The organism is Blastococcus sp. SYSU D00820 (genome assembly GCF_054050695.1).
This window is the reverse complement of sequence record NZ_JBJGZW010000003.1, coordinates 24,156-42,686: the sequence shown is the minus strand read 5'-3', so window position 1 is coordinate 42,686 and position 18,531 is coordinate 24,156. Positions and strand designations below refer to the sequence as shown.

The window sequence follows — 18,531 nt, the reverse complement described above, 5'->3', positions numbered from 1 at the left end:
TGGGAAGTCGAGCCCATGACGGACCGACGGCGGAGCACACGACTGCACGACCCGAGGCCGGAGTCAGATGCCGATCAACGACGGGCTCTCCAGGGTCTTCGTGGAGGGCAGGACCTCGGCGGCCGGCTCACGGTCGCGTGACGTGCAGCGGACGTGCTCCAGCTCTCGATCGAGGCGGATCGGATCGGCCGAGTGGCACAGCAGTCGCTCGTTCGCCGCCGTGCGAGGACTCGCCTTCCCGACGGAGGAGTGAGCACGGGTGTCGGCATCCAGGGCCGGCAAGCCGTACTCGATCACCTCGCCGGTCTTGCGTACCCGGTAGGCGTAGTCCTGCTCGAGGGACCCGACCCGGGACGCCTCCTCAAGGAGATCCAGCCGCTCGAGCCCGTCCAGCGTCGGCCAGGGGTACACGATGGCCCGGGGCGCCTGCTGCAGTCCGGCCGCCCGCTCGAGGACCGTGACCTCGATGCCCTGCTGCGCCAGGCCGAGCGCGGTGAGCAGTCCCGTCGGCCCCCCGCCGACGACGATGACCTGCTGCTCGTCCGGCACGTCTCCTCCTGTCGAGGCCCTCACGGGTACGCCGAGAGAGCCCCCACTTACGATGGTGGACGGCGCCCCGGAACTCCAATACCGGTCGTTGGGCACCGCCATACACTCCGCGCATGGAGATCCGGAACGTCAGGTACTTCATGGCGGTGGCCGAGGCCGGGTCCATCACCGAGGCAGCGAAGACCCTGCACCTCTCCCAGCCTCCGCTGAGCGCGGCCATGGCAAAGCTCGAGGCGGAGCTCGGGGTGTCGCTGTTCGACCGGCTGCCCCGGGGCATCGTCCTCACCGCCGCCGGCCGGTACCTCCAGGCCGCCGGGCGCCGCCTCATCGCCGAGGAGCAGCGGCTGTCCTCGACGCTGCGGTCGATGGGACGCGGCCTGGAAGGCGAGCTCCGCGTCGGCGCCGAGCCGATGGGCCTCTGGCGGACGGTCAGCCGGACGATCGCGGACTTCCTCGAGCAGCACCCCAAGGTGGTGCTCGAGCTGATGGACGCCGCCCCCGGCACCCTGATCGAGAACCTCGCCAACGGCCACCTGGACCTCGCCGTCATCCCGGTCCTGCCGCAGGAGCCGCTTCCCCCGGTGAACGGCGAGTCCTTCACCGTGGAAGTGGTCGCGTCGCTCCCGATGTCCCTGATCGCCCCGCGCAGCCGGAACCTGGGCAGCGGCCGGCCCGTCGAGCTGGGCGACCTCCGCGACGAGACCTGGGTGCTACCCGCCAGGATGCCCGGCGCGCGCAGCCTGTCGCGGCTCGTCGACGACCGGTTCGCCTCGACCGGCCTCGGCCCCAGCCGGGTCATCTCGGTCCCGACCGTGCAGACCGCAGCCAGCCTCGTCGCTGCCGGCGTAGGGATATCCCTGGTCAGCAGCGAGATGGTGGAGCACGACCCCGGCCTGAGCTGCGTACCGGTGGTAGGCGGTTGGCCCGAGCTGCCGCTCGGACTCGTCCGTCGCGAGGACGGCATCGTGACTCCGATCGCGAAACGGTTCGCGAACCTGTTCCGCCACGGCGCCGACCTCGCGACGGCCTGACGGCCGGGCGCCGCCCAGGCGGAAGGCACGGCGCGCGAAGTCCTCCGACGTCGTAGTGGACACCCGCGCGTCCGCCCCTCCGCCTCCTACGGCTTCAGGTCCACCGTCAGTGCCTCGACATGCCACCTGCCGGCGACCCGCCCGATCCTTGTCCCGTCCTCGACGACCGCGGCATCCGGGTGGTTCTCCGCGAGGAAGCGCACAACCTCCTCCATTTCCACCTTGGCCAGCCCCTGCCCCAGGCAGTTGTGCGGCCCGGTGCTGAAGGTGAGCGGCTGGTTGCGCTCGCGGGAGAGGTCGAACTGCGCGGGAGCCGCGAAGCGCTCGGGGTCGCGGTTGGCCGACCACACCGCCACGTGCACGTCCGAGCCCTTCGGGATGGTGACACCGGCCAGTTCGACGTCCTCGGTGGCGATCTTGCTCACCACACCGGTACGCGGATACAGGCGCAGGGCCTCGACCACAGCGGCCGGGATCAGCGACGGGTCCTGCACCAGGCGCTGCCACACCGCGCGGTCGCGCAGCAGCACCCAGACGACGAGACCGATCTGGTGCGCGGTGTTGACCGAGCTGGCCTCGAGCATCGACGTCGCCTCGGCGAGCAGTTCGGGCTCGGTCAGCGCCCCGGCGTCGTGCGCCTCGATGAGGTAGGCGAGCATGTCATCACCCAGGCCGCGCTCCCGCTTGTCCGCGATGAGGCGGGCGAGGTAGTCGAACAGCTCGTCGTAGGCCTGGAGGATCGACGAGGCCAGGCGGCGGTCCCTGCTGAGCAGCGAGAGAGTCCGCTCGGACAAGCTCTGGACCTGGGGCGCGTCGGTGGCCGGTGCGCCGGCGAGGTGGCAGTACACCAGGGACGGCAGGCGCCGGTCGACCGCCGCGTGGAAGTCGACCGGGGCGCCGTCGTCGAGGTGTCCGACGATGCTCGCCACGATGTCGCGCAGGGCCTGCCGCGTCTTCTCCACGGTCACCGGGCTCATGAACCGCGCCAAGGGTGTCCGCAGCCTCAGGTGCGGAGCTCCCTCGACCATGATGATGCTGCGTGCGCGGAACTCGTGGACCGGGCCGGCAGTGATGCCGAAGTCCTCCATCAACCGCAGCGCGGAGTTCTGGAAACGCCGGTCACGGAGGACGGCAGCGGCAAGGTCGTAGCTCAGGACGGCGTGGCCTTCGGTGCCGACGGCCAGCGGACCGCCCGGCAGGGCGCCGCCGGGGTGGTCGAACGCGTCGGGTGAGAACAACTCGAAAGCGGGCAGCGTGGTGGTCATGACCGGGAGATGGCTCCGACCGGGCAGCAGAGGATCGCTTCCTCGACATCGCCCTCGCGGTCATCGTCCACGGAGCCCGTCACGAGCTCCAACAGACCGTCGCTGCCTATGCGGAACACGTCCGGGACGAGAGCGGCACAGGTGCCGTTCGCATCGCACCGGGCAAAGTCGACCGTGACCTCGATCATCGAGAATTCCTCCAACTCCGTTGTATGGACCACGATGCCGCCCCGACTCCAATACGACAAATATCGGTTCTGCGTGGCGTCCATACAATCGATGTATGGCTTACCGCTCTCGCGTGCTAGACGGGATGACGTCTGTGATGAAACGTCACCGCTGGGGCGGGCATGGGGGCGCGAGGGGCCGCGACATCGAGGCGGCCCCTCGCGCTCCCGTCAGGACCCCAGGCTGAACGGTCCGTCGGACACGGTGCGGAGCCCCCCGGGCACCGAGGCGTCGGGCTGGACAACGAACGCCTCGTCGGTGGGTGACTCCCCCACCTCGGTGTAGTCGAAGGGAACCTTGTACCCGTCGAAGTCGATCGGGCCGAGTTCGGCGCGCTGTGCGGCCAGCCCCTCCGGCGTGAGGTCGCCGACCTCGCAGGCAGCCTCCAGCAGCGCGTCCATCAACACGGCTTCGTTGTATCCGAGCGCCGCATTCGCGGTGATCGTCTCGCCCGGACGTGCCGATGACAGGATGTCGTACAGCTCTGCGCCGGCCCCTGTCTCGAACGTGGCCACGTAGGACGTCAGGGTGTAGTGACTCGTGAGGTAGTCGGCCGCCGGGGACTGGAGGAGCGCCGGGCTGAAGCTCGAGTAGACCCCCGCGATGGGGGTCGTTGCTCCCTCGCTCTGCAGCACGGTGGCGATGGACGCGGTCTGCGCCGGCGCCACCGCCGCCACGATCGCGTCGGCGCCTTGCCGGAGCGCGTCGCTGACCGCTGCTGTCATGTCGGTGTCGGTGGGCTTCACCTGGTAGGGCTGCACCGTCAGATCGTTCGCGGCGGCGGCCTCCTCGACGCCCTCCTTGGCCTGCTCACCGAAGTCGGTCTCCTGGTAGACGACGGCGACCGTGTCGCCGGCCGCGATCGTGTCATTCTGCAGCAGCCACTGCAGGGTCAGCTGCGCGTCGGTCCCGATGTGGGCGGCGGGGATCATGACCATGGGGCTGTCCACGAGCTGCTGCGTCGCTGAGTTCGCCATCACCAGCCGGCTGTCGGCCTCGAGGTCCGGCAGGACGGCCGCGATCTGCGCGGCACCGGAGAAGTCCTGGAAGGCGAGGACGTCCTGGGCGAGCTCTTGGTAGACCACCACCGCCTGCTGGACGTTGAACTGGTGGTCCCTTACGACGAGCTCGACGTCGTAGGTGCCACAGACACCGCCGTCGGCGTTGTTCGCCTCCCAGTACTGCTCGATCCCCCTCAGGGCGTCGGTCGCCAGCGGCGAGAACGGGCCGGTGTAGTCCGAGACGACGCCGAGGTTGATCGTCGTGCCGGAGATGCCGACTCCCGTGGTGACGGCCCCCTCGCCGCTCCCTCCGTCCTGGCTGCCCTTGGTGGTGCAACCAGCCAGGGCGACGCTCGCGACCGTGACGGCGGCGAGGAGCCCGGAGCTCTTCCTTGACCTGAGCATTCCTACTCCCTTCCCGTGGTGTGGATCCTCTTCGTGCGACGGCGGAGCGCCGAGGCGGTGGAGTGCCACACCCCCGCCAGCCCCGTGGGCCGGAACACGAGGACGGCGATGATCGCGGCGCCGTAGACGTACCTCGACAGGTACGAGGCGGTGAGCGCCCCGGACGTGAGGGATGAACCGGCGAGAGCCAGCTGCACGAGCACCGGCAGGCAGACGACGAAGGTCGAGCCCGCGATCGCCCCGCCGACCGATCCCACTCCCCCGATGACGACCATCGCCAGCAACTGCAGTGACAGGTCGAAGCCGAAGGTGGTGGGCGCGATGCTCCCGATCGCCAGTGCGTACAGCACCCCACTCAGTCCCGCGTAGAGCGAGGACAGGAAGAAGATCCGCGCCTTGTAGGCCTTCACGTTGACGCCGGCGACCGCAGCGGGCAGCTCACCGGTCGCGATCAGGCCCAGGGCCCGCCCGGGGCGCGACCTCAGGACGTTGCGGGAGAACACGGCGACGGCAGCCAGGCAGAGGATGCCCAGGTACCACAGCCATTCCAGCCGGCCGAAGGGAACCCCGAGGACGACGACGGGGTCGGGCGAGCGTCCGAAGACGACGCCGAAGAGCTCGAAGTCAGGGGCGCGCCGACCGTTGAACCCGCCGCTGAGCGCGGTCACGTTGTTGAAGACGTGCGTGCCCAGCAGGACCAGGCCGAGGCTGGCCATGCCGAGGTAGATGCCCTGGAGCCGTGACGCGATCGGGGCGAAGGCGAGACCGACGACGCCTGCCGCCAGGACGCCGGCGACCGCCGCCAGCACTGGCGGCAGGCCGAGTCCGACGAGCTCTCCGGAGGCATCCGGTGTGGCGCCGAGAGCCACGTAGGTCAGCGCGCCGATCGCCATGAAGAACGGATGGGCGAGTGAGAGCTGGCCCGCCCCCGTCAGCATGGTCAGTCCGACGCACCCGACGGCCAGCGCGCACACGGACGCGGCCAGTTGTAGCCAGAACACCGACAGGTAGAGCGGCAGGACGAGCGCCACCACCGCCACGACCGCGAGCGCGGCGCCGGTCAGCAGCCGTTGGTGTCGTGCCGTCGGCAGGGGCGCGGCCACGCGGAGGCTAGACACGAGCGACCTCCTTGCGGCCGAAGAGACCCTGGGGCCGAAGGAGCAGGACCACGAACATGACGAGGAAGGCGGCCACGTCGCTGAGGCCGAGCCCGAGGAAGGCCAGGTCGGACTGGAACGTGATGACGAAGGCCTCGACCATCCCGACGATCAGGCCGCCCACGAGAGCACCCGCGACGGAGTCCAGCCCACCGATCAGCGCGGCGGCGAACGCGCGGAGCACGACGAGCGAGAGCGCAGGTGACAGGCCTGCCGCCGGTGCACCGGTGAGCAGGATCCCGGCCAGCGCCGCGAGACCTCCGGCCGTCGCCCAGGTGACCATCGCGACGGTGCCCAGCCGGAGCCCGACGAGCTCGGAGGCCTCCCGGTCCTCCGCGACGGCCCGCATCGACACCCCCCAGTTCGACAGCCGGAGCGTCAGCACGAAGACCCCCATCGCGACGACGGCGACGGCGATCGTGACGAGCCGGTTCCACGGCACGACGACATCCAGCAGCTCGACGGAGTCGGTCCCCCACGGCTGACCCAGCTGCAGGATGTCGATGCCGATCTGCCGGGTCAGCTCGGTCTGGAGGAGCACCTCGACGCCGATGGTCATGATCGCCAGCGACACGACGGGTGTGTGACGCATCCGCCCCACGAGGAGGCGCTCCATGAGCATCGCGGCGCCGGCCGCGGCGATGATGCCGGCGATGGCCGCGCCGAAGAAGCCGAAGGTGCCCGCCAACCGCGCGGTCACGTACGCGCCGAGCACCGCGATGCTGCCGTGCGCGAGATTCAGCACACCCGACCCCTTATAGAGGATCACGATGCCCAGCGCGACGAGCGCGTAGGTGCACCCCAGCGACAGGCCGGTCACCAGGGTGGGGAGGAGGTTCACGACCGGCTCTCCTCGACCCGGCCGAGGTAGGCCTCGACGACACGTGGGTCCGCCTGGATCTCCGCCGGATTCCCCTCCGCGATCACGTGCCCGAAGTTGAGCACGGTGATCCGGTCCGACAGACCCATCACCATCTCCATGTCGTGCTCCACCAGCAGGACCGTCATCCCGAGCGACGCGACCACGGAGAGGACGAGCTCACCGATCCCGCGCTTCTCCCCCGCGTTCATCCCCGCGGCCGGCTCGTCGAGCAGCAGCAGACGAGGTTCGGCGGCGAGGGCGCGGGCCATGTCCGCGCGCTTTTGGTGGCCGTAGGAGAGCGTCGACACAGGTGCGTCGAGCCACGGGCCCAGGCCCATGAAGTCCGCGATCTCCTCGACCCGCTGCCGGTGCACGCGCTCCTCGGTGCGCGCGCTCCGCAGTCCGAGGCCGTTGGCCGCCATGCCGTGCCGCATCAGGGCGTGTCGCCCCAGCATGACGAGGTCGCGGACGCTGCGATCGGCGGCGGACCCGAGGTTTTGGAACGAGCGCCCCACGCCCAGACGCGTGATCTGGTCGGGGCGGCGGGTGGTCAACGGCGTGCCGTTCCAGTACACCTCGCCCGTCGTGGGCCGGTACACACCGGACAACACGTTGAGCAGCGACGACTTGCCCGCCCCGTTGGGCCCGATGACCGAGTGGATGGAACCGGGCGCGACGCGGAAGGACACGTCCTCGAGTGCGGCCACCGCACCGAACCGGACCGAGACCGACCGCACCTCAAGCTCCTCGCCCGTCACGACGCCCGCCCGGCGGTCCACGGCTGCAGCGGGGTGATCGCCTGGAGCGTGGACCGGGAGATGTCGCCGCCGGAGTGCCCCAGGTACAGATGACGGATGGTGTCGGTTGCGGCCAGCTCCTCGGCGGCACCGGCGAGCGAGACCCGGCCCAGGTCCAGCACGTAGGCCGAAGAGGCCACGGAGAGCGCCATGGCTGCGTTCTGCTCGATGAGCAGGACGGACGTCCCCTCAGCACTGATCCCCCGGATCACGTCCGCGACCTGCGCGACGACGACGGGGGCCAGCCCGAGTGACGGCTCGTCGAGCATCAGCAGGCGCGGCGCCGCCATCAGGGCTCGGCCGATCGCGAGCATCTGCTGCTCTCCCCCGGAGAGCAGCGCCCCGCGCTGGGAACGCCGCTCGGCGAGCCGCGGGAAGAGCGAGAAGACACGGTCCCTCGACTGCGCAGCTGCCCGACGACCGCGCCGGACACCACCGATCCGCAGGTTCTCCTCCACGGTGAGACGCCCGAGGATGCGGCGTCCCTCCGGCACCTGCACGATGCCGCGGGCGACGACGTCCGACATGGAAGAGCGAGCGAGGTCGGCTCCGTCGAAGGCGATCCGCCCCCGGACCAGCTTCGCCCCGTGGCGGGACATGTTCCGCGAGACGGCCCGCAGCGCCGTCGTCTTGCCCGCTCCGTTGCTGCCCAGGATCGCGACGCAGGCACCGTCGGGGACCACCATCGAGACGCCGCGCAGCGCAGGGACGACCCCGCCGTAGGTGACGGAGACGTCGTCCAGTTCCAGCACAGGCGCAGCCCTCCGGTCGTCGTACCGCCCTGGGCGGTGAACTCCGGGAATGGTGACGTGTGCCGCATCCTGCGGGAACGGCCAGGACTTTGCGCGAGTCCATGCGCCGGGTGCATGGCGCCTCGGCGCGTGGCTGGCTCCTCCGCGCCGCCTCCGGGGTGGAGCCGGCCCGACGTCGGGTCGGGACGGCTGCGGCTCCCCATGCACCGAGCGCATGAGGACGCCGAAGTTCGTGGCCCTGTGACCGTCCCCTCAGCTGCCCCACGATGTGTTCTGCCTCACCGCCGCGCCCAGGAGGCCGGCCTCCGGGCTGCGGCACATCCGCAGTTCCACGACCCGCCGAGCACGAGGAGTACTCATGGCCGGAATCGTCATCAGCGGCGCATCAGGGGATTTGGGCCGCCGTGTCACCGACCTCCTGCTCCAGCAAGCCCCTGACATCGAGCTCAGGTTGGCGACCCGCTCCCCGGCCGACCTCGCCGAGCAGGCCGTCCGCGGAGTCACTGTCGTCCACAGTGACCACCAGCGCCCCGACCTGCTCGAAGCGGCCTATGCCGGTGCCAGCACCCTGTTCCTCATCAGTGGGCTGAACCTGGGGCGTCGGGTGACCGAGCACCGCAACGTCATCGCCGCAGCGCAGAAGGCCGGCGTTCGTCACATCGTCTACACGTCCGTGGGAGGGGTGCAGCCCCGCAACCCCGCGCTCTCGGCCATGGACCACTACCAGAGCGAACTGGACCTGCGCGCATCGGGCATCCCCTACACCTTCCTGCGCAACGCCCTGTACTCCGAGATAGTCAGCAACGTCCTCGTCGCGCCGGCGGCCACGGTCGGCGTCATGGCGCAGGCGACCGGTCACGGCCGCCTCGCGCCGGTCGCGAAGAGCGACGTCGCGCGTTCGGCGACGGCCTGCCTCCTCGACCCGGACGCCCACGCCGGAGCCGTTTACGAGATCACCGGCCCGGAGCTCCTCGACTTCGCTCAGATCGCGGCGATGGGCGCCGACGTCTACGGCACGGCCATCGAGTACGGGTCGGTGTCCGCCGCCGATCGCCTGGCCTTCTTCGACTCGATCGGCATTCCGCGCACCTACGACCCGAGCATGCCCGCCAGCGCCGACGGCCACATGTGGGCCAGCGATGAACTGGTGTCGGCCGAGGTCGCCATCGCCGAGGGCTATCAGGCGCTGCTCTCCGACCACGTCGAGCAGATCACCGGCCGCCGGCCGGCATCCCTGCGCTCGGTCATGGAGAAGGTCCGGTCCGTCCGCTACGACCAGATCGATGCCTCGGTGTCCTGACGGCACCACCCGCACTGCGGTCGCGCGCAGCCCGCGCGTCGCCCTCGACGGACCACTCCCCCCTCGACCACCCTGGAGGCCCCCCGATGTCTGCCCCCTCCGACGCGCCCGACGCGCGACCCGACGAGGAACTCGCGCACTTCAGCGCCCACACGACCTCTCCGCAGCGGTCACTCGCCCTCTTCGAGGCAGCGAGCCGGCGCTGCCCGGTCGCGCACAGCGATGAGCATGACGGTTTCCACCTGCTGCTGGGACACGCCGAGGTGAAGCGGGCCGCAGGCAACGACCAGGTGTTCTCGTCGGCGTCGCAGGTCGTGCGCCCGGTGGTGCCGCGCGCCCCCTTCGCGGCACTGGAGATGGACGAGCCCCAGCATCGCCACTGGCGGGCGCTGTTCGACCAGGCGGTGACACCGCACACGGTGTCGGTCATCGAGCCGGTCGTCCGGGCGGACGTCACTCGCCACATCGACGCCTTCATCGAGCGCGGGACCGCCGACGTGGTGGCGGAACTGGCCGAGCCCGTCCCCGCCGAGGCGATCTGCCGACTCGTCGGCATCGACGACGACCTGGTGCCCGAGGTTCGCAACCGTGCCGTCGAGATGTTCTCGGCCCTGGGTGACCCGGTCCGGTTCGGCCAGCGCGTGCAGGGCTTCGCCCAGGTCGCCCAGGCCGAGACACATCGCCGGCGGGGAACCCCCCGGGACGACTACCTGACCTATCTGGCCAACGTGGAGGTCGATGGCGAGCCGCTGGGCGACGAGGGAGTCATCGCCGTGCTCGTCGGTTTCCTGGGCGCCGGCCACCACACCACGACCTCCGCCATCGGCAGCCTCGTCGCGGAGGTCTTCGGCAACGAGTCCGTGCGGGCCCGGGTCGCCGAGGACCCCGCGAGGCTGGCACCCGTCGCCGTGGAGGAGGTGCTGCGCCTGCGTCCGCCCTTCTTCGGGTTCTTCCGCCGTGCTCTGCAGGACGCCGAGGTGGCCGGCGCCGAGATCCTCGCGGGAGATGACGTCTACCTCGCGTGGGCCGCGGCCAACCGCGACCCCGCGGTGTTCGAGGAGCCGAAGGAGTTCCGGCTGGATCGCGGACGCAACCGCCACGTAAGCTTCGGTTTCGGCGTGCACAGCTGCCCCGGGGCTCCGCTGGCGCGGATGGAGCTCCGCGTGGTCCTGGAGGAGCTGCTCCGCCGGGTCCCCGACCTCACCCTGGAGGTCGCCGAGCCCGAGTACGTCTTCAGCGGCGGCGACTACGCGCACATCCCGACGCTGCCGGTGCGCTTCACCCCCGGGCCTCGTGAGGGTGGCGAGGCGCAGCGATGACCACCGGCCTGCCGAGCTGGATGATCCCGAGCGACGTGTCGGTCGTCGCCGCCACCTTCCCCATGAGGATGGCCGCCAGGAGGACCGTCGCCGACGACGTGGTGGAGCTGGAACTCGAACCGCACCAGGGCCTGGCTCCGCGCTGGGAGCCCGGTGCGCACATCCAGATCCACCTCCCCGGCGGACTCGTGCGCCAGTACTCCCTGTGCGGTGATCCCGACGACCGCGACCGGTTGACGATCGCCGTGCTTCGGAAGGCGGACGGACAGGGCGGCTCACGCTACCTGCACGACGAAGCCCAGGTCGGGGACTCCTTCCTGGTGTCGGACCCGCGCAACCAGTTCACCCTGGTGACTGCACCGCGGTACCTGTTCATCGCCGGGGGCATCGGTATCACACCACTGCGACCGATGCTGGACGCCGTGCGCGCCCGGGGTGCCGACTGGACCCTGGTCTACGGGGGGCGTTCCCGCGCGAGCATGGCGTACGTCGACAGCCTGCCTGCCGACCCGCGCGTGACCGTGCTGGCCGAGGACGAAGGCCAGTGGCCGGACCTCGACATGCTGCTGGCGGAACCAGGGGACGGCACGGTGGTCTACTGCTGCGGGCCAGAGGGGTTGCTCCGCGCGGTCGAGGAGCGGGTCGCCTCGTGGCCACCGGGATCCCTGCACGTGGAACGGTTCGCCGCGCCGTGCATCGACGCGCCCGCGCGAGCCTTCGACGTCGTCCTGGCGCAGTCGGGCAAGGAAGTGCACGTCCCGGCGGACCGCAGTGTCATGGACGTCGTCCGCGAGGCGGGCGTCTCCGTTCCGTCGTCGTGCCGGCAGGGCACATGCGGGACCTGCGAGACGATGGTGCTTGAGGGACGGCCAGAGCACCGCGACGCGATCCTGTCGGCGGAGGAGCGGATTGCCGGCGACTGCATGATGATCTGCGTCTCCCGTTGTGCGGGTGAGCGGCTGGTCCTGGACCTCTGATCCGGGAGTGGCGGTGTGGTGGAGCACTCCGCTCGTCGCCCGCCTGCATCGCCGGAAGGGACGGATCAGCCGGGGCCGGTGGCCGACAGGCCGAGGGCGTGTCCCATGCGGTCGCGCTTGGTGCGCAGGTAGCGCACGTTGTCGGGGGTGACCGAGGTGGGCAGGGCCACCCGTTCGACGATCGAGAGCCCGTGACCGTCGAGGCCGCCGTACTTGGCCGGATTGTTGGTGATCAGCCGCATGCGGGTGATGCCGAGGTCGCCGAGAATCTGTGCGCCCACGCCATATGTCCGGGAGTCCGAGGGCAGGCCCTGGGCGGTGTTCGCATCGACCGTGTCGAGTCCCTCCTCCTGTAGGGCATAGGCGCGAATCTTGTGGGCCAACCCGATGCCGCGGCCCTCGTGACCACGGAGGTAGACGACGACGCCGACGCCTTCGTCGGCGATCGCCCGCAGCGCCTGCTCCAACTGCGCTCCGCAATCGCACCGCCGGGAACCCAGGATGTCCCCGGTGAGGCACTCGGAGTGCACGCGGACGAGCGCACCGGCCTGGCTGCTTCCGGCCGCAGCGACGTCCCCCATGACCAGGGCCAGGTGCTCGATCCCGTCGGTGACGCTGCGGTAGGCCAGCGCCCGGAAATCGCCGAACTCCGTGGGCATCTGGGCACTGGCGACGAACTCCACCAGCCGTTCCGTCGCGCGCCGGTACCGGATCAGGTCGGCGATGGCGAGCACCGGCAGGTCGTGCTCCGCGGCGAACCGGCTCAGCGACTCGCCACGGCGCATTGAGCCGTCCTCGTCGACGATCTCCCCGATCACCCCGACCCCGGACAGGCCGGCCATGGTGACTAGGTCTACGGCTGCTTCGGTGTGGCCCGCGCGCACCAGCACGCCGCCGTCCCGGGCGCGCAGCGGAAAGACGTGTCCGGGACGCCGCAGATGGCTCGGCGCGGTCGCTGGATCGGCGAGTGCGCGCACGCTCAGGGTGCGATCGACGGCGGAGACGCCGGTTCCCGCGGACACCGCGTCGACCGACACGGTGAAGGCTGTGGCGTGGGCATCGGTGTTCTCGCCCACCATCTGCGGCAGACCCAGTGCATCGGTTCGCCGACCGTTCATGGGGACGCAGACGATACCCGTCGTGTGCCGGACGATGAACGCCATCTGCTCGGGAGTGACGAGCTCGGCGGCGACCACGAGGTCGCCCTCGTCCTCCCGATCGGCGTCGTCGGTCACGACCACCATGCCCCCGGTCGCCAGCGCAGCGACCGCGCGCTGCACCGACTCGGCCACCGCCCGCCGGGCGGTCACTCCGCCTCCAGCGCGGCGTGGGTGCCGAACACCCGACCGTGGTAGGTCAGTGGTTGAGCAACGGTCGCCTCGGCGGCGACCACCGTCCCCAGCGCGACCACGTGATCGCCCCCCTCCACGAGAGCAGCGACCTCACAAGCCAGCCAGCCGGAACTCCCCGGAAGTCGCGGGAGGCCGTCGTCCATGTCCCAGCGGGCGCCGGAGAACTTGCCGACGCCGCCCTTCCTGGCAAAGGCGAGCGCCAGGCGGGATTGGTGCGCGGCCAGCACGTTGACACCGAATCGGTTCGACTCGCGGACCACCGCGAGGAGGTCCGACGTCCGGTCCAGCGACACCAGGACCATCGGGGGGTCCATCGACAGCGAGGCGAATGCGCTCACCGTCGTCCCGTGCGGCAAGCCCTCGTGAAAACTCGTGACGACGGAGACCGGGGTCGGCACTCCGGCCATCACCTCACGGAAGCGGTCGCGTAGCTCCGCCTCGCCGTCCCCCTCGGGCCGGGATGTCACCGTCTTCACGACACCGGTCTCGTTCCCGGTCGGCTGGCTCATCGGAGGGCACTCCGTTTCTCGTGGTCGGCGGAAGGGCAGCCGGGGGACCACGTCTCGCGGGTCAGCCGCAGGCTGTGCGGTCCGGGCCTGGTGCCTCACCGCGTGGGGGCCTCGTAGTGGACGACCCGGGGCGGCTCGTCGCAATGCGGTCCGAGGGTCGCGACCAGTTCAGCCGCCGTCTCCGTGCCCGCGAACACCTCGATGTGGTCCTCCAGCCGATCCCACCGGACCTGCAGCAGGTAGGTGTCGGCAAGATCGACGCTCGGCCACAGCTGCGCGTCCCGGCATCCCTGGGCGTCGAGCAGCCTCTGCCTGACGTCGGCGAAGGCCTGTTCGAACTGCGGCCCTGCACCGGTGCGCACACGGAACTCGGCGATCTCGACGATCATCGTTGGACTCCGGGCCGGCCGTCAGAGGGCGACAGTAGGCTGGTCGTTGCCCAGCAGGAGACGGCCGTAGACCTCGCGGCCGATCTCGGTGGTCACAAGCGCGTGGCGCCCGGCTGTCTCGGCGTCGCGCCAGATGCGGTTCAGCACGTTCGCGTCCGCGAACGACCCAGCACCGTTCGCCGTGAGGAGCAGGTCGATCTCCTCCCTCACGAGCTCGGCCACCACACCGGTGTCGTTGCGCAACCGGGCGAGCGTCTCGGGCACCGGCTGCACACGAGTGACCGCAGCCGCGTCGATGTCGAGACACATCCGCGCGGTGAGCAGCTCCGCGAGATGCAGCTTGGTGGCCGCCTTTGCCACACCGAGCTGGTGGGTGGGCGAGTCCTTGGCCTGGCTGTAGGCGGTGTAGGCAACAGGTTTCGTCGGGAGCTTGGCGCGGGTGAGCTCGAGCGCGTGCCGACCGAGGCCAATCTGGGGCGCGATGAGGATTGCGGCTGCGGCCGCATTGAAGGGCAGCCCGGCGATGTGGTCGTCGGTGAACGGCGAACGGAACCTGGAGGCGAACATGTCCGGGACGAGCTGGACGCGATGCTCCGGCACGAATTGGTCCTCGACGACGATCGTGTCGCTGCCCGTCCCCTGCATGCCGGCGACGTACCAGGTCGGTTCGATCGTGATCGATTCCCGTGGGATGAGGGCCATGCCGGGGATGCCGCCGGCCGTGGTGATGGTCAGGCTGGCCCAGTCGGCCGCGAACGAGCCGGAGCCGAAGGGCCACCGGCCGCTCACCCGGTAGCCGCCCTCGACCGGCTCGCTCCGGTCGCCAGGAGAGAAGACGCCGCAGGTCCTGGCGCGCGGGTTCCGGCCGAAGACCTCCTCCTGGGCCTGCTCGGGCCACGTGGCACCGAAGCCGGTGGCGAGGGCCATCAGGGCCGTGACCCACCCGGTGGAGCCGTCGCCGCGGGCGATCTCGGCCGTCACCTCGATGGCGGTCCGCAGGGTCGCGCCGGCCCCGCCCAGCCGCTCGGGGAGCATCATGTGGAACAGCCCGGCCTCGTCGATCGCGTCGATCACCTCGGGCGCGACCCGCCGCGCCTCCGCCCCCTGCGCCGCGTGCTCGCGGACCAGTGGCACGAGGGCGGTGGCTCGGGAGACGAGCTCGACGTCCGGGCTCCCGATGTTCGTGACGTCAGTCGATCCGGGGTTGGTCAGCAGTGTCATGGTCTCGTCTCTCGTGCTCGGACCCGATGTCGCTCGGGCAGTGATGGGCACCACAAGAGGTCGTGGCTACTATCGGCAGCCGCCGGCCGCCGGACAATGCCAAGAAGTTGGCCTTTGCCATGCGCGCTGCGTATCCGGCGTGACGCCGCCGCTATCGCTGAGCCCGCCGGGACTACCGGCCGGGCACGGTGCCCGACCAGGCGGCCCGGAGCAGCGCGGCGACGCCGTCGCGGGTGACCGGCCGGGGGTTCGCGTACGGATCCGCCGCCGCTGCCTCGGCGATGCGGTCGACGTCGTCCTCGGCCATCCCGAGTTCGCGCAGGGAGCGGGGCGCGCCGAGCCGGCCGGCGAGGTCCCACAGGGCGCGGGCCGGGTCGTCGACGCCGCCGAGGGCGCGGGAGAGCGCGGTGACGGCCTGCGGTGCGGCGGGGGCGTTGTACGCGAGGGCGTGCGGGATGACGACGGTGTGGGTCGGGGCGTGCGGCAGGTCGAGGGTGCCGCCGAGGGCGTGGCAGAGCTTGTGGTGCAGGCCCATGGTCGTGGCGCCGAGGACGGCGCCGCACAGCCACGCGCCGTACTGGGCCTCGCCGCGGGCGTCGAGGCCGGTGGGGTCGGCGACGATGGCGGGCAGCGCGGCGGCCAGCGCCCGGGCGCCCTCCTCGGCCATGAGCGAGACGATCGGGCTGGCATCGGGGGCGTAGAGGCCCTCGACGGCGTGGGCGATCGCGTTCATGCCGCTGGTCACCGTCATCTGCACCGGCAGGGTGAGCGTGAGCTCCGGGTCGTACAGGACGCTGACCGGCAGCACGCGCGGATCCCGGCCGGTGCGCTTGGCGCCGCCCTCGGTCAGCCCCCACACCGGGGTCATCTCCGATCCGGCGTAGGTCGTCGGGACGGCGATCACCGGCAGCCCGTGCGCGAGCGCGATGGCCTTGCCCAGGCCGACGGCCGAGCCGCCGCCGACGGCCACGCAGCCGTCGGCGCCGAGCTCGGCGGCCAGCTGCCGGGCGCGGTGGGCGACCTCGACCGGCACGTGCATCCGCGCCTCGGGCAGCACCCCGGCGGCCCGGTCACCCAGGGCGCCGGCCACCAGCCGCCCGGTGTCGGCCTGCTCGGGCGAGCAGAGCACCAGCACCCGGGTCAGCCCCAGCGCGGCGACCTCCTCGGGCAGCGCGGCCAGCGACCCGGGCCCGAACCGGACCCGCATGGGCAGCGCGGTGTAGGTGAACACCCGAGTCACGGCGTCTGGTCCTCTCGCAGCGGGGTGAGGTGGACGGGGCTCGGCGGGGGCGGACTCGTCGACGGTGATCAGGACTCCCCCGGCGAGCCCTGACGTCGCAGGGTCACCCGAACGCCGGCCCGGCGGTCGATCGGAGGGTCAGGGGGACGCCGCGGGGTCCAGGCCCATGATGTCCTGGGCCTGCGGCCACGACAGGGACGTGCGCAGGGCCGCACGCAGGCGCACGAACACCGGGCGCTGCTCGAAGGCGAGCACGCCGACGACGTCGTCGCCGCGTCGGTAGACGAAGAGGGACCCCTCCTCCCCGGTGTGCTCGACGATCTCCTCGTCACCGGTGCGGTACCCGGCGAACTGGATGCGGACGCCGTGCTGGTCGGACCAGAAGTAGGGAACGGTCAAACAGTCGATCGCGGGTCTGCCGAGGAGCGCGTTGGCGGCGTTGATGCCGGCGACGCGTCCCTGCTCGGCGGCAGTGGTCCAGTGCTCGATCCGCATCGTGGCGCCGTACCGGGCGTTCGGCCAGCGGACCACGTCCCCGGCGGCGTAAACCGAGCCGCCGGCAGCGCTGAGCGTGGCGTCGCACACGATCCCGTCCTCCAGCCAGAGGCCGGCACTCCCCAGCCAGTCGAGCGAGGGCCGGACGCCGACACCGACGACGATGACGTCGGCCGGGACCGCCGTGCCGTCGTACAGCAGGACCGAGCGCCGCGCCCCCTCGCTGACGCCGACGGCCGCGCTGCCGAGGTGCAGCGTCACCCCCCCCGCCCGGTGCAGCGACTCGTAGCGGTCGGCCACCGCGTGGCCGAAGCGGCCCAGCGGCCGGTGGGCCAGGTCGATGAGGGCGACTCGCCGGCCCTCCTTGGCCAGGGTCGCCGCGAACTCCCCGCCGATGAACCCGGCTCCGACGATGGCGACGGACCGGCTGGGGTCCGCCACCGCGGCCCGCAACGCGACCGCGTCCTCGTACCGGCGCAGTGCGTAGACGTCGGGGACGTCGCGGAACAGCGGGGGGATCAGTGGCTCGCAACCGGTAGCGATGACCAGTGCCCGATACCCGACGACACCGTGGCTCGTGCGGACCTCTCGGGCCCCGAGGTCGAGAGCCTCTGCCCGCGTGTCCAGCATGAAGTCGACGCCGTCGTCGCGAAGCGCGCGGGCAGCCGGATAGGTCAGCCGGTCCAGGTCGACCGGGCCGGCGACCGGCAGCTTGGACAGCGGCGGCCGCTCGTACGGGAGGTGCGGCTCGTCGGTGACGACGGTGATGCTCAGGGACGGAGCGTGCCGTCGCGCGGCTTCGGCGGCCCTGGTCGCCGCCACGGAGCCGCCGACGATGACGATGTCGGACGATCGGTCGGCCATGACGTCACGCCTCCGCGAGCGTGCTGATGGCGCACACGGTGCCAGCTGCGCTGCGGGCCTCGGCACCCTTCTCCAACCCGTCCTGGCCCGGCACGATCGAGAAGGTCTGAGGCCTGGTCATCGGCGAGACCAGGCGGTAGGCGAACACCCTGCCGGTCAGGTCGATGCCCTGGCGCCGCAGGTGCTCGCCCATCATGAAGGCCAGGAGCGGACCGTGGATGACCAGTCCGTCGTAGCCCTCGCGCCGGCACCAGTCGAGGTCGTAGTGGATCCGGTGCGCGTTGTAGGTCAGCGCGGAGAATCGGAACAGCAGGCGCTCGTCGGCCGACATCTCCAGCGTGGGTCCCGGCGGCGGTGCCGACGGCGCGGGCGGGGTCGGCAGGGCGGTGGAACCGGGCGCCCGGTAGACGATGTCCTGCTCCTCCCGGATCACCAGGCGACCGGCCTGGGAGATCTCCTGCAGGACGGTGGTGAAGGTGAGAGGTCCGGTGCGGCCCTGCTTCTCGACCGACCGGGCGATCGAGGTGATTTTGGTTGCCTCCCTTCCGATCCTGAGGGCACCCAGCGTGGTCACCCGGCCACCGGCGAACATGCGGCGGCGCCCCTCCCCCGGCGGAGCGGGGATGCCGACGAGGGGATGGCCGTCCTCCCCCAGGTCCCGCTCGGGTCCCCGCTCGAGCAGGTACGTCCAGTGCCACAGCGGCGCCAGGAGGTCGCCGGCCGCGTGCGGCATGTCGATGTCGAGCATCGCCGCCAGCGACTCCGCGGGCTCGGCAGCGATGACCTCGGTGCGCTCGATCGTGTCAGTGGTCGTCATC

General features: G+C 71.2%; 19 protein-coding genes. 4 read left to right on the top strand and 15 right to left on the bottom strand.

Going from position 1 to position 18,531, the window contains the following annotated elements:
- Window positions 1-63 precede the first annotated feature (63 nt).
- Complete coding sequence (locus ACI79R_RS05645; RefSeq protein WP_456572600.1) at window positions 64-549, bottom strand: FAD-dependent oxidoreductase; 486 nt, start codon at window positions 547-549, stop codon at window positions 64-66.
- Window positions 550-662: 113 nt separating this feature from the next.
- On the opposite strand from ACI79R_RS05645, the gene ACI79R_RS05640 reads away from it, so the two are divergent.
- Window positions 663-1,580, top strand: coding sequence for a LysR family transcriptional regulator (locus tag ACI79R_RS05640; RefSeq protein WP_456572599.1), 918 nt, complete (start codon window positions 663-665; stop codon window positions 1,578-1,580).
- An 86-nt stretch (window positions 1,581-1,666) separates the two neighbouring features.
- On the opposite strand, the gene ACI79R_RS05635 is transcribed toward ACI79R_RS05640, so the two are convergent.
- From ACI79R_RS05635 to ACI79R_RS05605, 7 genes are all read right to left on the bottom strand, one after another.
- Complete coding sequence (locus ACI79R_RS05635) at window positions 1,667-2,845, bottom strand: cytochrome P450 (RefSeq protein ID WP_456572598.1); 1,179 nt, start codon at window positions 2,843-2,845, stop codon at window positions 1,667-1,669.
- Complete coding sequence (locus ACI79R_RS05630; protein ID WP_456572597.1) at window positions 2,842-3,117, bottom strand: ferredoxin; 276 nt, start codon at window positions 3,115-3,117, stop codon at window positions 2,842-2,844. Before ACI79R_RS05630 ends, ACI79R_RS05635 begins: the two co-directional genes overlap by 4 nt.
- 126 nt (window positions 3,118-3,243) lie before the next feature.
- Window positions 3,244-4,479: an ABC transporter substrate-binding protein gene (locus ACI79R_RS05625; protein ID WP_456572596.1), complete on the bottom strand. Its 1,236-nt coding sequence runs from the start codon at window positions 4,477-4,479 to the stop codon at window positions 3,244-3,246.
- A gap of 2 nt (window positions 4,480-4,481) precedes the next feature.
- Window positions 4,482-5,582 (bottom strand): branched-chain amino acid ABC transporter permease, encoded by a 1,101-nt coding sequence (locus ACI79R_RS05620; RefSeq protein ID WP_456572595.1) that lies wholly within the window; start codon window positions 5,580-5,582, stop codon window positions 4,482-4,484.
- Window positions 5,583-5,589: 7 nt separating this feature from the next.
- A complete protein-coding gene (locus ACI79R_RS05615; RefSeq protein ID WP_456572594.1) occupies window positions 5,590-6,477 on the bottom strand; it encodes a branched-chain amino acid ABC transporter permease in 888 nt (295 codons plus the stop codon).
- Window positions 6,474-7,277, bottom strand: a complete 804-nt coding sequence (locus tag ACI79R_RS05610; RefSeq protein ID WP_456572593.1) for an ABC transporter ATP-binding protein — start codon at window positions 7,275-7,277, stop codon at window positions 6,474-6,476. The genes ACI79R_RS05615 and ACI79R_RS05610 overlap by 4 nt, the downstream gene beginning before the upstream one ends.
- Complete coding sequence (locus tag ACI79R_RS05605; RefSeq protein ID WP_456572592.1) at window positions 7,253-8,047, bottom strand: ABC transporter ATP-binding protein; 795 nt, start codon at window positions 8,045-8,047, stop codon at window positions 7,253-7,255. Before ACI79R_RS05605 ends, ACI79R_RS05610 begins: the two co-directional genes overlap by 25 nt.
- Window positions 8,048-8,405: 358 nt before the next feature.
- Here ACI79R_RS05605 and ACI79R_RS05600 point away from each other — a divergent pair, with 358 nt between their 5' ends.
- The 3 genes from ACI79R_RS05600 to ACI79R_RS05590 all read left to right on the top strand — a co-directional run bounded on the left by ACI79R_RS05600 (window position 8,406) and on the right by ACI79R_RS05590 (window position 11,643).
- Window positions 8,406-9,347 (top strand): NAD(P)H-binding protein, encoded by a 942-nt coding sequence (locus ACI79R_RS05600; RefSeq protein ID WP_456572591.1) that lies wholly within the window; start codon window positions 8,406-8,408, stop codon window positions 9,345-9,347.
- 86 nt (window positions 9,348-9,433) lie between these two features.
- Window positions 9,434-10,666: a cytochrome P450 gene (locus ACI79R_RS05595; RefSeq protein WP_456572590.1), complete on the top strand. Its 1,233-nt coding sequence runs from the start codon at window positions 9,434-9,436 to the stop codon at window positions 10,664-10,666.
- A complete protein-coding gene (locus ACI79R_RS05590; RefSeq protein WP_456572589.1) occupies window positions 10,663-11,643 on the top strand; it encodes a PDR/VanB family oxidoreductase in 981 nt (326 codons plus the stop codon). The genes ACI79R_RS05595 and ACI79R_RS05590 overlap by 4 nt, the downstream gene beginning before the upstream one ends.
- 65 nt (window positions 11,644-11,708) lie before the next feature.
- Here ACI79R_RS05590 and ACI79R_RS05585 read toward each other — a convergent pair whose 3' ends face one another.
- The 7 genes from ACI79R_RS05585 to ACI79R_RS05555 all read right to left on the bottom strand — a co-directional run bounded on the left by ACI79R_RS05585 (window position 11,709) and on the right by ACI79R_RS05555 (window position 18,530).
- On the bottom strand, window positions 11,709-12,953 hold the full coding sequence (locus ACI79R_RS05585; RefSeq protein ID WP_456572588.1) for a bifunctional 3,4-dihydroxy-2-butanone-4-phosphate synthase/GTP cyclohydrolase II: 1,245 nt from the start codon (window positions 12,951-12,953) through the stop codon (window positions 11,709-11,711).
- On the bottom strand, window positions 12,950-13,504 hold the full coding sequence (locus ACI79R_RS05580) for a flavin reductase family protein (protein WP_456572587.1): 555 nt from the start codon (window positions 13,502-13,504) through the stop codon (window positions 12,950-12,952). Before ACI79R_RS05580 ends, ACI79R_RS05585 begins: the two co-directional genes overlap by 4 nt.
- A gap of 95 nt (window positions 13,505-13,599) precedes the next feature.
- Window positions 13,600-13,893, bottom strand: coding sequence for an antibiotic biosynthesis monooxygenase family protein (locus tag ACI79R_RS05575; RefSeq protein ID WP_456572586.1), 294 nt, complete (start codon window positions 13,891-13,893; stop codon window positions 13,600-13,602).
- A gap of 21 nt (window positions 13,894-13,914) precedes the next feature.
- Window positions 13,915-15,114, bottom strand: coding sequence for an acyl-CoA dehydrogenase family protein (locus tag ACI79R_RS05570; protein ID WP_456572585.1), 1,200 nt, complete (start codon window positions 15,112-15,114; stop codon window positions 13,915-13,917).
- A 172-nt stretch (window positions 15,115-15,286) separates the two neighbouring features.
- Window positions 15,287-16,354, bottom strand: coding sequence for a maleylacetate reductase (locus ACI79R_RS05565; RefSeq protein ID WP_456572584.1), 1,068 nt, complete (start codon window positions 16,352-16,354; stop codon window positions 15,287-15,289).
- A 138-nt stretch (window positions 16,355-16,492) separates the two neighbouring features.
- Window positions 16,493-17,713 (bottom strand): NAD(P)/FAD-dependent oxidoreductase, encoded by a 1,221-nt coding sequence (locus tag ACI79R_RS05560; protein WP_456572583.1) that lies wholly within the window; start codon window positions 17,711-17,713, stop codon window positions 16,493-16,495.
- Window positions 17,714-17,717: 4 nt separating this feature from the next.
- Window positions 17,718-18,530: a hypothetical protein gene (locus ACI79R_RS05555; protein ID WP_456572582.1), complete on the bottom strand. Its 813-nt coding sequence runs from the start codon at window positions 18,528-18,530 to the stop codon at window positions 17,718-17,720.
- Window position 18,531 lies beyond the last annotated feature (1 nt).

What these genes read in the sequence shown, in the direction of transcription:
- ACI79R_RS05640 (WP_456572599.1), top strand. Translation starts at nt 663, where the DNA reads ATGGAGATCCGGAACGTCAGGTACTTCATGGCGGTGGCCGAGGCCGGG.
- ACI79R_RS05635 (WP_456572598.1), bottom strand. Translation starts at nt 2,845, where the DNA reads ATGACCACCACGCTGCCCGCTTTCGAGTTGTTCTCACCCGACGCGTTC.
- ACI79R_RS05630 (WP_456572597.1), bottom strand. Translation starts at nt 3,117, where the DNA reads ATGGACGCCACGCAGAACCGATATTTGTCGTATTGGAGTCGGGGCGGC.
- ACI79R_RS05625 (WP_456572596.1), bottom strand. Translation starts at nt 4,479, where the DNA reads ATGCTCAGGTCAAGGAAGAGCTCCGGGCTCCTCGCCGCCGTCACGGTC.
- ACI79R_RS05600 (WP_456572591.1), top strand. Translation starts at nt 8,406, where the DNA reads ATGGCCGGAATCGTCATCAGCGGCGCATCAGGGGATTTGGGCCGCCGT.
- ACI79R_RS05595 (WP_456572590.1), top strand. Translation starts at nt 9,434, where the DNA reads ATGTCTGCCCCCTCCGACGCGCCCGACGCGCGACCCGACGAGGAACTC.
- ACI79R_RS05590 (WP_456572589.1), top strand. Translation starts at nt 10,663, where the DNA reads ATGACCACCGGCCTGCCGAGCTGGATGATCCCGAGCGACGTGTCGGTC.
- ACI79R_RS05580 (WP_456572587.1), bottom strand. Translation starts at nt 13,504, where the DNA reads ATGAGCCAGCCGACCGGGAACGAGACCGGTGTCGTGAAGACGGTGACA.
- ACI79R_RS05575 (WP_456572586.1), bottom strand. Translation starts at nt 13,893, where the DNA reads ATGATCGTCGAGATCGCCGAGTTCCGTGTGCGCACCGGTGCAGGGCCG.
- ACI79R_RS05570 (WP_456572585.1), bottom strand. Translation starts at nt 15,114, where the DNA reads ATGACACTGCTGACCAACCCCGGATCGACTGACGTCACGAACATCGGG.
- ACI79R_RS05560 (WP_456572583.1), bottom strand. Translation starts at nt 17,713, where the DNA reads ATGGCCGACCGATCGTCCGACATCGTCATCGTCGGCGGCTCCGTGGCG.
- ACI79R_RS05555 (WP_456572582.1), bottom strand. Translation starts at nt 18,530, where the DNA reads ATGACGACCACTGACACGATCGAGCGCACCGAGGTCATCGCTGCCGAG.